This window comes from Syntrophorhabdaceae bacterium, assembly GCA_028698615.1.
Taxonomy (GTDB): Bacteria; Desulfobacterota; Syntrophorhabdia; order Syntrophorhabdales; family Syntrophorhabdaceae; genus Delta-02.
In genome coordinates this window covers 1-11,940 of record JAQVWF010000063.1, presented here as the reverse complement: position 1 = coordinate 11,940, position 11,940 = coordinate 1, and the positions used below count along the sequence as shown (strand labels likewise).

Annotated in this window: 17 protein-coding genes; 14 read left to right on the top strand and 3 right to left on the bottom strand. The window is 49.7% G+C overall.

Annotated elements, in window-relative coordinates; genetic code table 11:
• The first annotated feature begins 241 nt into the window (after positions 1-241).
• The 6 genes from PHC90_13290 to PHC90_13265 all read left to right on the top strand — a co-directional run bounded on the left by PHC90_13290 (position 242) and on the right by PHC90_13265 (position 5,196).
• Positions 242-1,276 carry a rod shape-determining protein gene (locus PHC90_13290; protein ID MDD3847317.1) on the top strand — a complete coding sequence of 345 codons (1,035 nt, stop codon included), beginning with the start codon at positions 242-244 and terminating at the stop codon, positions 1,274-1,276.
• A gap of 240 nt (positions 1,277-1,516) precedes the next feature.
• Positions 1,517-2,164: a toxin-antitoxin system YwqK family antitoxin gene (locus PHC90_13285; protein ID MDD3847316.1), complete on the top strand. Its 648-nt coding sequence runs from the start codon at positions 1,517-1,519 to the stop codon at positions 2,162-2,164.
• A gap of 6 nt (positions 2,165-2,170) precedes the next feature.
• Positions 2,171-2,566, top strand: coding sequence for a nucleoside diphosphate kinase regulator (gene rnk, locus PHC90_13280; GenBank protein MDD3847315.1), 396 nt, complete (start codon positions 2,171-2,173; stop codon positions 2,564-2,566).
• A gap of 110 nt (positions 2,567-2,676) precedes the next feature.
• The gene (locus PHC90_13275; GenBank protein ID MDD3847314.1) at positions 2,677-3,852 is read left to right on the top strand and encodes a sigma-70 family RNA polymerase sigma factor; all 1,176 of its coding nucleotides are present in this window, start codon (positions 2,677-2,679) and stop codon (positions 3,850-3,852) included.
• A gap of 80 nt (positions 3,853-3,932) precedes the next feature.
• A complete protein-coding gene (locus PHC90_13270) occupies positions 3,933-4,085 on the top strand; it encodes a hypothetical protein (protein MDD3847313.1) in 153 nt (50 codons plus the stop codon).
• Positions 4,086-4,872: 787 nt separating this feature from the next.
• Entirely contained in the window at positions 4,873-5,196 is a 324-nt protein-coding gene (locus PHC90_13265) for a hypothetical protein (protein MDD3847312.1), read from the top strand.
• On the opposite strand, the gene PHC90_13260 is transcribed toward PHC90_13265, so the two are convergent.
• A complete protein-coding gene (locus tag PHC90_13260) occupies positions 5,193-5,594 on the bottom strand; it encodes a low molecular weight phosphatase family protein (protein MDD3847311.1) in 402 nt (133 codons plus the stop codon). The genes PHC90_13265 and PHC90_13260 overlap by 4 nt on opposite strands.
• A 284-nt stretch (positions 5,595-5,878) precedes the next feature.
• Between PHC90_13260 and PHC90_13255 the strand changes: the two genes are divergently transcribed.
• The 8 genes from PHC90_13255 to PHC90_13220 all read left to right on the top strand — a co-directional run bounded on the left by PHC90_13255 (position 5,879) and on the right by PHC90_13220 (position 10,274).
• Positions 5,879-6,592 carry a toxin-antitoxin system YwqK family antitoxin gene (locus PHC90_13255; GenBank protein ID MDD3847310.1) on the top strand — a complete coding sequence of 238 codons (714 nt, stop codon included), beginning with the start codon at positions 5,879-5,881 and terminating at the stop codon, positions 6,590-6,592.
• A gap of 386 nt (positions 6,593-6,978) precedes the next feature.
• Entirely contained in the window at positions 6,979-7,506 is a 528-nt protein-coding gene (locus PHC90_13250) for a 2'-5' RNA ligase family protein (GenBank protein MDD3847309.1), read from the top strand.
• 82 nt (positions 7,507-7,588) lie between these two features.
• Entirely contained in the window at positions 7,589-8,116 is a 528-nt protein-coding gene (locus PHC90_13245) for a hypothetical protein (protein ID MDD3847308.1), read from the top strand.
• Between the two features lie 102 nt (positions 8,117-8,218).
• Positions 8,219-8,653: a hypothetical protein gene (locus PHC90_13240; GenBank protein ID MDD3847307.1), complete on the top strand. Its 435-nt coding sequence runs from the start codon at positions 8,219-8,221 to the stop codon at positions 8,651-8,653.
• A 105-nt stretch (positions 8,654-8,758) separates the two neighbouring features.
• Positions 8,759-9,124 carry a hypothetical protein gene (locus PHC90_13235; GenBank protein ID MDD3847306.1) on the top strand — a complete coding sequence of 122 codons (366 nt, stop codon included), beginning with the start codon at positions 8,759-8,761 and terminating at the stop codon, positions 9,122-9,124.
• A 239-nt stretch (positions 9,125-9,363) separates the two neighbouring features.
• Positions 9,364-9,618 carry a hypothetical protein gene (locus PHC90_13230; protein MDD3847305.1) on the top strand — a complete coding sequence of 85 codons (255 nt, stop codon included), beginning with the start codon at positions 9,364-9,366 and terminating at the stop codon, positions 9,616-9,618.
• Positions 9,619-9,631: 13 nt separating this feature from the next.
• Complete coding sequence (locus tag PHC90_13225; GenBank protein MDD3847304.1) at positions 9,632-9,958, top strand: hypothetical protein; 327 nt, start codon at positions 9,632-9,634, stop codon at positions 9,956-9,958.
• A gap of 28 nt (positions 9,959-9,986) precedes the next feature.
• A complete protein-coding gene (locus tag PHC90_13220) occupies positions 9,987-10,274 on the top strand; it encodes an ATP-binding protein (GenBank protein MDD3847303.1) in 288 nt (95 codons plus the stop codon).
• A 332-nt stretch (positions 10,275-10,606) separates the two neighbouring features.
• On the opposite strand, the gene PHC90_13215 is transcribed toward PHC90_13220, so the two are convergent.
• Entirely contained in the window at positions 10,607-11,392 is a 786-nt protein-coding gene (locus tag PHC90_13215) for a type IV toxin-antitoxin system AbiEi family antitoxin (protein MDD3847302.1), read from the bottom strand.
• A 296-nt stretch (positions 11,393-11,688) separates the two neighbouring features.
• On the bottom strand, positions 11,689-11,940 hold a 252-nt coding region (locus PHC90_13210), incomplete at its 5' end, for a hypothetical protein (GenBank protein ID MDD3847301.1).

Sequence of the window (11,940 nt, the reverse complement as noted above, 5' to 3'; positions counted from 1 at the left end):
ACGTCAGGGTCCTTTTTACGAGCGGACACATGAGGGACATCGTGCTCAGCAAGGGCCTCGAAGAGAAGGAGTTCGACTTCATCCCCAAACCGTTGGCTATGCACGACGTGCTTGAAAAGATACGCAAGACACTCGATACCTGATGATTTCACGGATATCTTCCTTCTGTCACGGTTTTGTGGCATCAGAATGGCATAGAATCTGATATTCCCATAATCCTGTGGCAAAAGGAGACAACAAGGTGCTTTCAATACTCAACTCGCCGTCAAAAGACATCGGCATTGATCTCGGAACTGCTAATACGCTCTTCTATTTGAAGAATAAAGGTATAGTCCTCGATGAGCCTTCTGTCCTCGCTATGCGCGATAGCGCCCGGGGTGCCAGGAAGGTCGTCGCTGCCGGCCGGAAGGCAAGGGACATGCTGGGCAAAACGCCAGACAGCATAATCGTCAAGCAGCCATTGAGAGATGGCGTCATCTCCGATTTCGAAGCAGCCACAACGATGCTCAAGCGTTTTCTGGCGGGCATCCAGTATAATAAGATATTCACCAGAAAACTGAGGATCGTCATCTCGGCCCCGTATGACATCACGCCCATAGAAAGGCGGGCCGTACGAGAGGTCGCCGAATCGGCCGGAAAAAGTGAAGTATACCTGATCGAAGAGCCAATGGCGGCAGCCATCGGGGCCGGTCTTCCCATTACCGAGCCGGCCGGGAGCATGATCGTCGATATCGGCTCCGGCATAACCGAAGTGGCTGTCATCAGCCTGTCCGGGATCGTCTACTGTTATTCCGTTCGGATTGCCGGTGAGAAGATCGATGAGGCCATCGTGAACTATATCAAGCGCAAGCATAATCTTCTTATCGGCGAGCAAACCGCAGAAAAAGTAAAGATCGCTGTTGGCTCGGCCTATCTGGACTCAGACGATACTGAACAGACCATAGAGATCAACGGCAGGAGCCTCGTCGACGGGATACCGCGCCCTCTCAATATCTCATCGTACGAGGTCCGGGAGGCGATCGCTGAACCCATCCATTCTATAATTGATGCAATACGCATCGCACTCGAAAGGATGCCGCCCGAGCTTGCGTCAGACGTTATCGATACAGGCATTATCTTAAGCGGTGGGGGGAGCCTGCTAAGGAGACTTGATCTGCTGATCGAAAAAGTCACCCGGGTCCCGGTCCATATTGCCGACAACCCCTTGACCGCTGTAGCTGAAGGGGCTGGCAGGGCACTCGACGAACTGGCTCTTCTGAAAGAGATCTCCTCGTAACTTCCACGATATTTCCCGGGTCGGTTGCTTAATGTAACGGTGCGTTGTAAAAAGCAACAGCACCTTTTGGAGCAAAGCCGGATTTCTCTGATGTTTACCCTTTATTCTTCAGATCACTCATCTAAATACCGTTCATTTCCCGCGATGCGCCCAATAACGCCGGTTTTTTTAGTTGGCACGGGCTTTGCTTTATAAGAGTCATAAACATTTGAGGAACGATGCTGAGAAGGTTTTGACGCAATGAACAATGGCGAATCGAATAGTGCAGAACAGATCACGAAGGTTGTTTCCTATGTCAAAGACGGGTTGCTCGCGATCTATTACTGCAATAACCAGGAGAAGGCCAGCGAAGTCTGCCGCCAGGATGGCACGGTCATTCATCGCACAGGCAGCATCCCTGACGGTATCATCAAGGAATATTACAGCAATGGCACCCTAAGGAAATCTGTCCCATTCAAGGACGGCCTTGAACATGGTCTTTGCAGCGAATATTACCCCGGCGGAGAGATCTTCGAGGAGAACCATTGCAGGCGGGGAGTATTACATGGCCCTTCAAAGACATACCGGCGGGAGGGTCCGCTCTGGATGGAGGCGAATTATAAGAGCGGCAAGCTCCACGGGCTATTTACGGGCTACTTCGACAATGGGAGCATTGAAAACAGGACGGAATACCTGCACGGCAAGCTCCACGGGACATACGCTACATACAGTAAACATGGAACTGTCATTGAAGAAGGAAAATTCGTCCGGGGAAAAAAGCAAGGCACATTTCGGATATTCCATGAGGCCGGGCATCCTTTGCGGATCGAAAATTACAAGCAGGGCAAGCTTGTTTCCTGTGAAGAATTTGACGAGAACGGGAAGGCCGTGAAATATGCGAGAAGGTAGGACGGAATGAAGACAAGGAAGATCTGCATAACTCAACACGACATGGAGAGACTGCGTGCTCTTATCGAGGTCTACGGCGGGGAGGGCGCCGATGTTCTTGAAGAAGAACTCGACAAGGCGCGAATTGTGCTTCCAAAAAATATCCCCGGCGATGTGATCACTATGAACTCGGTAGTCCGCATCAAAGACGTCGCTACGGGAGAAGAGCGGACATTCGCCCTTGTCTTCCCGGGGAACAAGGTCGAAGCCGATACGGTCTCCATCCTGGCCCCGGCAGGCACCGCCCTCCTGGGTTACCGCGAGAAGGATGTCGTGGAATGGCAGGTTCCGGCGGGAAAGAAACGGATACAGGTACTTGAGGTGATGTACCAGCCCGAAAGAATGGGAAAATACGACGTTTAATTCGAACCAGACAAAAGAACAGGGATATTCGCGTGGTCGAAGAATTTTCATTAGATCTATCCGAAGACATAGTGCGGGCGTATCTGAGGGATGTAAGGAGGTTGCCATCAATGACCTGGCCCGAGGAAAAGAAGGTCTGCAGGGAGATCGAAGAAGCAGAAGTGAAAGAGAAGTATGTTCTCTTTACAATACCTGAGGCCGTTAACGAACTCACCCTGATAGGATATCAGTTAAAGGAAGGATCCATAGGCATCCTGGATGCCCTGAAAGACATCGATGGGACGATCCATTCAAGGAAGGAAGAGAAAGGACACAGGGATGCTACAATTGCGGCCATACGTGCCATAGAAAAGCTCAACAGCGGATTGGATACGCAGGGTTCGCAGGAGGATCCGGCAAAAACCACAAAAGAATTCAAAGACGCAGTGTCCAGACTGAATATCAATAGGGACATCATTAGACAGATAGTAGAGAGGATAATCCACGACCTCAACCGAAGCAATGTTGCTCAATGGGAACTTGTACAGTCAAAATTGCGGGAACTGTGCGACATCGACGATCATATAAGGACGGTGAGAGAAAGGCTCATCAAGGGGAACCTGCGGCTTGTCATCAATATTGCAGGGAGATACCGGAACAGGGGCCTCGATCTCATGGACCTTATCCAGGAAGGTAACATGGGGCTTATGCGGGCTGCCGAGAAGTATGATCACCGGAAGGGATACAAATTCACGACATATGCGACATGGTGGATCAGACAGACGATAGTCCGGGCCATATCAGGTTCTGCACATACCATCAAGATCCCTATCCACGTTATCGAGACAAAAACAAAGCTTAACAGGATCGCTGCAATGCTTTTGCAGGAGCTTGAGCGGGAGCCTGACGTTAAGGAAATATCGAAGAGATCGGGATATAAGCTGGAAAAGATCACGGGCATAATGACCGTTCCAGAGCCTGCCATATCCCTTGAGACCCTGGCAGGGGAAGGCGAAACAACCCTTGGTGATTTTGTGACAGACAGTAACGCCGCGTGTGCCTTCAAGGCGCTCGTTAATGCCTCCCTCAGGGAAGAGGTGAAGAAGGTCCTGTCAACGCTGACCACAAGGGAAGAAAAGGTGATAAGGATGCGGTTCGGGATAAACAGAATAGGCGGCTGCACTCTGGCGGAAGTGGGTGATGAATTAAAGATCACGCGCGAGTACGTCCGCCAGATAGAGCTAAAGGCAATGAAAAGGCTCCGCCACCCAACGCGGCGGAGAGTGCTGGAACACTTCCAGGAATAAGTAACGGCCAAATTCTCTCGGATGCTGAAGGGGCCGAGATATTAATACCCTTCAGAAAAACACAACAGGAGGTGTCCATTATGGGAGACAAAGGCGGAAAGAAGACCAAGGATAAGCAGTCGAAGCAGAAGGCAAGCAAACAGGCAAAACAGATGCAGCAGAAAAAGGACAGGCAACCCAGCACAGAAGAAAAGGTTGGGTTAGGTAAAACAGCCGGAAGTGCCCGGTCTTAAAGAAGGCTGGCGGAGATAATTATGGGTCACCGGTCAGACGCTAACGTGGGAAATGATACAATTAGTTAGGGAAAGCCAAATAGCGTCTCATGCCCTCTTATAGCGCAGGCCACCCCCATTCATGTCCATAAGGGAACGGCAATAAAAACTCTCCACGTACCAACGCTCAATTGTCTGATCACTCCACCCACGGGGGAGCACTTTTTATAGCCATTCCCATCCACGCCCCCCACGGTAATTTATCCTCCCGATAGATACCCCTGAGAAGCAAACCGTGGGGGGCAACTTATGTTCCGGGTTGTAAACATCCCCTTCTTGATAGGTTCCATCTACCTGGAGGATATCCGGTTACTAACGTGTGTCTGCTGCCCGAATTCGGGGAAAACCAGGGTTGCAAAATGTAACTGCGGGTTGAGTTATGCAACTCTCCACTTCCGCACACCTTCCCATGGCCGGCAATCCCGCTCAAAGCTTGGTGGCACGCCCCTTGCTTCTATATAAACGAACCCCGGCTGGTGCCCCAGCCTTGGGGCCTTTTTTCGGATACGCTACTACCCCCAGCGACCGCCGGGTTCACAAAAGCAGAAAAGGGGCTGGTAAAAAGATTGTCCGAGCACGAACGGTTTGCCGAGGGGGGACCCCGCATCACCTCCACGATACAGATCCCCCTTGATGGCAGCAATACTGGCCAGGAAGCAATAATAGACGAACATCTTTGAGAATGGATATTACCGATGTCAACACCCGCCCCCCGTATCCCAACTTAAATTGTCCGAGAAACTCCACTATGGGGGAACAACTTTTGCTTAAATTTTCCCAGGACCTCATCCACCGCCTCACGGAAGGGGACTTCCCGGCAGGAAAATTGGAAAGAAGTGCAAGGAAGCCACCGAAAAGCAACCAATACACGGCAACTTTCGCTCACCGGGCAGGATACAATATCATGTTAATCTTGGTAGCGTTCCTCCTTATTGAAATAAATAAGCTGTGCGCAACAGACTGCCAGGGTTACCTTCCCGAAACGGATGATTTTTACTCCCTTGCCGCAAAAATAACATTTTATCCTGGCGCCTTTAATACCCTTCGGTTTTCGATATACCCACAGCATTAAATCCTCATGTATTTGAGCCCCACAGTTAATAGTGAGATTTCTCTCTCTATTTCTTTGGCACAGTCGAAATATGCATCCTGGTCGTCATGCCATGGATCCTTTATGTCCCAGACGAGTAATTTGCACGACATGGGGGGTAAGCCTCTTGCGATCCTCGACGACATAGCCACGACATAATCAATGGCGCTGAGATCAATTGTTACTATGCTGCGCGGCGTATGACCGGATGCATCAATATCGAAGTGTGTGCGCAGTATCTCGATCGCTATAGCCGGATCACCGGGTCCATGCGGGCTTACTCCGGCGGACGATACCTCAGCCAAACCCTTTAATTTGTTCCGTCCGATCGCTTCAGCCATTAAACTGCGACAAGCGTTCTTATAAGAGACGAAAAGCATACGGACCATACTACCCCCTCCCTCATCTAATTAACACCGACGGTTATCACTTGCCTTTATCTATGCATTTACCAGGCCATGTTCATTCGATAGAAAGCGATTTGAAGTTGACGGCACGAAAGATGCAATAAAAATATGGATGAATTAAGATGGCTGGACAAGAACCGGACGGATCTGCCCCTGAGGATTGCCTTTTTAAACCTTTTTAAAATTCAAATGCATTGGGCTGGAAATAAGTTAGTTCCCAGTTAGTATGTCAATCGATTTTTTAAGCGAGGTGCAACATGGCGGCAATCAACGACGACGCGATGATGGTTGAGATCACCAGGATAACGAAAAGGGCCGAACTCGTCGACGAGCATGTACAGATCTCGTACTATTGCGGCGACTTTAAGGTAGCTCACGAATTGCATGACTCTAAGGGAAATGTTGTTCAGGCATCAGGCAGCATACCCGACGGCACGGTAAAAGAATATTACGACGATGGCATATTAAAGGAAGCCGCGTTATTCCAGGACGGGAAGGCTAATGGCAGGAGCATATTATATTACCCCGACGGGAAGATCTTCGAAATGAAGAATTACACAAACGGTCTATTGCACGGCTGGTTCAGAACCTACCGAAGGAATGGAACGCTCTGGATGCAGTCGAGCTTCTTCGAAGGGAAACTCCATGGGAGGTTTACCAGCTATCATAACAATGGTATCGCCGAGATCAAGGCAGAGTATTGGAATGGGAGGCTCAATGGCCATTCTTTGATATACGACAGGGCAGGGAATTTGAGGAAAGAAGGAGTATTCATCATGGGGAAGCGAAACGGCGAACATTTATCATACTACGCATCAGGTGAACTCGCGCGGTGCGAGACATACAGGAGCGGATGGCTCCTTTCTTGTGAGGAGTACACGGAGGACGGCATGTCTATTGCAACATGGGATAATGGTCACGACAGGAGGCCACGCCATTGCAATGGGGAAGATTCATATAACTCGGCATGACCTCGAAAGGTTCCAATCAGTTGTCGATATACAAGACGGACCGGAAGCTCCCTTCATCGAAAAACCCAAAAAGGAACTCTATCGGGCCACGATATTGGAACCAACGAATGTCCCCGGTGATGTCGTTACCATGAATTCTATCGTCCGGGTACGGAACATAAATACCGCGGGGGAACGGGCATTTCTCCTGGCATTCCCCGTAAAGACAGGTTCGCAAGCCAGGGCCTGTTTCGATCCTGTCGCCCATGGGTATCGCTCTTCCTGGCTACAGGGAGCGAGATGTACTGGAATGGGAACTGCCGTCAGGCAACGGGTAGATACAGATAAGCGAAATAATCTATCAGCCGGAAAGATCGGGAGTTACGAGTTATAATTGGAGGTGCAAATTGGCTATTACCGTATTTATCGTTCGCGTACCGGAGGCTGAGTATGCTGTTCACCGTCTTCGAATGCACTATGATCCCAAGGCGACTGCCGGTGTGCCTGCCCACATTGCGATCCTTGCACCGTTTATGACTCCCAAACTGATAACCAGGGATATTATCCAAAGGGCAGAGAACGTATTCTCATCATTCCATCCATTCACATTTGTACTCAAGGATATTGGAAGGTGGCCGGAGACCACATTTCTTTTCACATATCCGTCTCACTGCTTCACCGATATGACGAACGCGATAAGCGAAGAATTTCCTGATTACCCGCCCTACGCCGGGATGTACGACGAGATCGTTCCGCATCTGACGATCGCCGACGAGAATGCGGACAATGCAGACATCGCAGAACGCAGGCTGAGAACGATCCTGGATCACCATGGTCCTATCGAATCAAAATGCACCGTGGTCGATCTTATCGAGAACTCGTCCGGGACATGGAAGACAATGCATACGTTCAGTTTGGCAGACGAGGAAAGTTGAGATTAGACCTTATGACAAACTCGAAAAACCAAGCTATAGATACGGAAGACCGCCGCGATATTCAATCAGAGGATGACCAAAAATGAAAAGAAACGAGATAAAGAAGCGATTTAGTAAACTGCTCAAGCAGCGTCTAAATGACTTGTTCTTCCCGCATGGGATCTACGGCCAGATCGTATATTACCTGGAAAAGGACGGGTATTACGGCCCGCACACAATTCCCGCATACGTAGTGCCCGTTTATTTTAGTTCCGGGGCTCTGTCAAAGCTCAAAAAAAACTCTGAAGACCACAAAATAGCTATCGAAGCCGCTCATGACGGTGATCTTGATAAGCTTATGAACGGGATAGACCTTGCCTACGGCAACCAATGGAAACTTTCTCCCTCGGTATTTATCGACATGGTGAGTTCAGGCTGCAAGCCTGATGTTCACTACTTAGATAAAGACTTCAACAACGGGCAGTATCTGGAACTCTTCGATTTCCTAAATGACAAAACCCGAGGCAATCATGACCTGATTTCCTGGGGGGACCTTGAATCGGCTGATATGAAGTTCTGGTGTTACATGTTCACCAAGGCCGGCGCGATGTCTCTGAAGTCCGCCAAATAGATCAACAAAATCATACCTAAGGCGGAAAGTATCTGACAGAGCCGAAAATATCGGCCATATATAGCTATCGGGGGGAATCACAATTCAAAGGCGGGTAATATCGTGGAAATCATAACTAACCAGGCTCCAGATACGGAAACTGTGGTCAAAACGTACGAAGGTTTTTCCCGGAACACTTTCCTGAAATATTTCTTCTTTATTATTGCGCTTAAGGTCGTGTTTGCCCTTATGGTGGTCAGCACACAGGGGAAACGCATGAACGAGATCTGCATCTTGGCGTTTGCCCTTATTGTTCCCATCTCATTTTACGCTGTGGTGCAACGCCTTAAGAATATCGGAGCAGGGCAGAAATGGTCCTTACTTGTTTTAATTCCCCTGCTAAACCTGCCCCTCTTAATAGGATGCCTGATCTGCCCCGAGGGGTACTGGAACACAAAAAAACTGGATTTGACCGCGAAGATATCGACGGGAATAATAGCCTGCTTAGCGGGTATATTATTGATCATCTGTCTTGTAGTGAGAATGGTTAAAGGCTGAGATTGTATGTTTCACAAAAAATGTGATTATGAACAACGGAAAGTTCCGCCGACGATGCACCAGGCTGCGGACAAGTATTTCTTCCTTAAGGATGTTGACCACAGGATGACCATTGTGATCGAGCCCGTTATGAAGGAAATATCGAAGGAATTACAGTCCCGAGGGCACGGATCGGCAATTATCAAAGAATATCAGAGTATAAGTGATACCGGAAATCTGCGGCATCGTCATATCAGCCTGATCATAATCACCGATAACAAGAGACCCGCCTATAATTCGAAGTACTCGGCCATTGCTTTTGTGGCAAACAGTAACAAGAAAACAGTATGGGTCCGCGAAAAGACAATAGGTTCGGAAGGCCAGAGGGAACGTAATACTGGAGAATATCAAGTAGGTGAGATCACGCGGCAACTCGTCGAGAAGCATATCCGCAATTTCCTGCTGGAAGCATTGGAGAATACCGGTTCATGAAACTCTAATACCGCTCAGCTTGGTTCCGTATGTTTTGCCTTAGTCAATGCAGACTTGCATCCTCCTTGGAGCCAATAATATGAAAAAGTATCTGGGGAAGCGCCAGGACTGTTCATGCATATATCCAATGCCACGGTAATGTCAGTAAGTGTTTACGAAGCCAATATAGATCTAATTGATAGCAATATCGAGAAAATGCGAAAAATGACGAGCTCAGTTATTGAGAAAATGATGCCTGGGTGGATGGCTCTAAGAATAATGAGGGGTTTCACTGTTTCGAGATTACCTTTGCTGCAGGCATCGTGCAGGGGTGTGGTACCGTGCTCGTCCTTGGCATTAATGTCTACGCCGGTCGCGTGGAGGAGGCGGACGGAGGGGAGGTCGATGACCTTGTCGTTCACGGCAGGGTTTCCATCACCAGTTCCGGAGCACATTTCCTGAGGAGGTCGAGGAACTCCTCACGGGCGGGAAAGAGGCGGGACATCGCGGTGTAAAGGCCGCGCCTTCGTGCTCGTCCCTTATGCCCGCGTCCGCCCCCGCCTCGAAGTGGAGACGCACGACGTCGGGGTGGAGATAGAAGTACGCCTTGTGCAGGGGCCTGCAGTCGAATGCGTCCCTCTCCTCTGGGTAGGCGCCATGGTCCATGAGTATGCGGGCTATCTCCACGTTGCCTTTCTCGCAGGTTACGTGGAGGGGAGTATTGCCGCTGTCGCGCTCATCACACCCGTTGATATAAGCGATGGCGGTTTCAAGGAGCTTGCGAACGGTGTCGATGTCACCGATCCTCACTGGATGATGGAAAACGGTGCGATCCCTGCAATCGAAGAAAGCTAGCTGGTCGTCATCGAACGTCTTAGCGCGTATAAAGCCTCCTCAAAATAGTCCTTCTGGGGCGTGTAAAATCCCCTTTGCAGACGGGGAGAGGAGGGACATCCTGGAGATCATGGAGGACAGGTACGGGGCGCGTTCCACCATCATCACCACCCAGTTCCCCATCGATATCTGGCACGACATCATAGGAGACCCCACCCTGGCGGATGCCATATGCGACAGGGTCATCCATAACGCTCATAAGATCATACTGAAACCGGGAGAGGAATCCATGCGGAAAATACATTCGACCTTGACGGAAGGTCGAACACTTTTATAAAGTAGAGACGGCAGGGAGAGGACTACTGAGAAGCCGTTCGGATAAAACCGGATTGGGTGTTCGAGGTGGCCGGATTGGACAATTATGGAAGAGAAGAAATCAGTAATGGCACATCCAAAGGTAGTTCCTGATCCGGAGGTACCCGGAAAGACAGCGCGCCGGAAATTCACCGTGGCCTATAAGTCGAAAAGGTCCCGGCCTTTTTTGCGCTGATATAAAGCACGCATTATTGTACCCAGTAATTTGTCAAGATGGTAGGTCAACACGTTGGCGGTGCCCGAAAACCAGCCTGAGCTGACGTCGTTTCCACTCTTGCACATAAACTTTCGGTATCATACCTCATCCGCCTCCACATCGGTATTGACCAGGATCCTCCAGCGACTGCTGGATTTTGCCCCCTTTATCGTGCCCCAGGGTGCCAGGAGCTTGCGGTTGGGATTCTTCTCAATGATGTATTCAGCTAGCCTGTCAGCGACGTCTTTTGCATCTGCCATATCGAGCAAATAGCCAAGCCTCTGGGTCCAGGCGACAGGGAAGTGCCCCGCGGCCTCAATAAGACGTTCTGCGTCAATGTCTTTCACGAGTTCGGACAAAACAGTAGCTACGTTGCCGAGGCCGCCGCAATGCCTGTAATAGCCCACAAGGTCCAGGGCAGTCGCCTCGGGTGTGGATATCCTCATGACGCCTGTGCGGGTATTTCTCGAACGGGTAGGAATGTCACTCAGGTTTTCCCGGAAAGTGAACCAGACCCGCACCTTACCACAGTGGATCTGCCGTCTTGCTTTTGATGCCATCACCTGGAACACCTGGGGCCGCTGGTGGGCGGCACCGTAGTATTCCGCGGCGGTCAGCAGGCTTGCATAATAGGGTTCCCCAAGGTGTTTCATAAGGTCGGGGATAAACTCTTCAGCCGGCAGGCAACCCGCATCACGATGTTCAGGGGGAACAATGACATAAAAACCTCTGTATGGCATGGCGATTCTGCCTTTCGTGCGCAGACGCCCGATTGCAGCCTTGAGTGCGATGACAGAAGAATCGTGGAGCTCCCCCTGAATGTCCTTCAGAGTGAAAAAAGATCGTCCACGCGCTGTGAAATCATCGATCAAATTGGCAAACACGACAACCTCCGCGTATATACAGTTTACATAAGATAGCACATAATGTAGTTGAGTGCAAAAGAAAGATACAAATGGATGGCCGGGGTCATCATCTGCAAACAGCTGAAGACTGATTATATTCCTGAAGGGAAGACGATAGTTGATGTGAGTTGCAGTTGGTGAAGTAACTCCTGCCCATAATTGTGTTGATATTTCCCTGAGGTTTTGTAAGAATTATCCTCAGGGCGCTTTCTCCATTGTCCAGTAAAGGTTTCACCGCCATAGTGACTTGGCTCGTACTTTGTGATCGATGACGGTTATATCCCCGGTTCTCTCACAGACCGCGCATAAGAACGTATATTGTCGACCAGCTTTGTCAGGTCAACGTTATCAAAGCGGCCGAGTGAGTTCTCCGCTTTTGTACAGTGCAATTTACAATTAAGGGCATCGAAGTTCCGGGTCTGTAAATTATAATCAGCGTCGTTTCTGACCTCTCTTAGCGAATTCAGCGCGGACGCGATGTCTTTTGCCAGGTCGATGCTTGAGTTATTCAAATATCTGGAGAGTTG

What these genes read in the sequence shown, in the direction of transcription:
- PHC90_13285 (MDD3847316.1), top strand. Translation starts at nt 1,517, where the DNA reads ATGAACAATGGCGAATCGAATAGTGCAGAACAGATCACGAAGGTTGTT.
- rnk (MDD3847315.1), top strand. Translation starts at nt 2,171, where the DNA reads ATGAAGACAAGGAAGATCTGCATAACTCAACACGACATGGAGAGACTG.
- PHC90_13275 (MDD3847314.1), top strand. Translation starts at nt 2,677, where the DNA reads ATGACCTGGCCCGAGGAAAAGAAGGTCTGCAGGGAGATCGAAGAAGCA.
- PHC90_13270 (MDD3847313.1), top strand. Translation starts at nt 3,933, where the DNA reads ATGGGAGACAAAGGCGGAAAGAAGACCAAGGATAAGCAGTCGAAGCAG.
- PHC90_13265 (MDD3847312.1), top strand. Translation starts at nt 4,873, where the DNA reads ATGGGGGAACAACTTTTGCTTAAATTTTCCCAGGACCTCATCCACCGC.
- PHC90_13260 (MDD3847311.1), bottom strand. Translation starts at nt 5,594, where the DNA reads ATGCTTTTCGTCTCTTATAAGAACGCTTGTCGCAGTTTAATGGCTGAA.
- PHC90_13255 (MDD3847310.1), top strand. Translation starts at nt 5,879, where the DNA reads ATGGCGGCAATCAACGACGACGCGATGATGGTTGAGATCACCAGGATA.
- PHC90_13245 (MDD3847308.1), top strand. Translation starts at nt 7,589, where the DNA reads ATGAAAAGAAACGAGATAAAGAAGCGATTTAGTAAACTGCTCAAGCAG.
- PHC90_13235 (MDD3847306.1), top strand. Translation starts at nt 8,759, where the DNA reads ATGACCATTGTGATCGAGCCCGTTATGAAGGAAATATCGAAGGAATTA.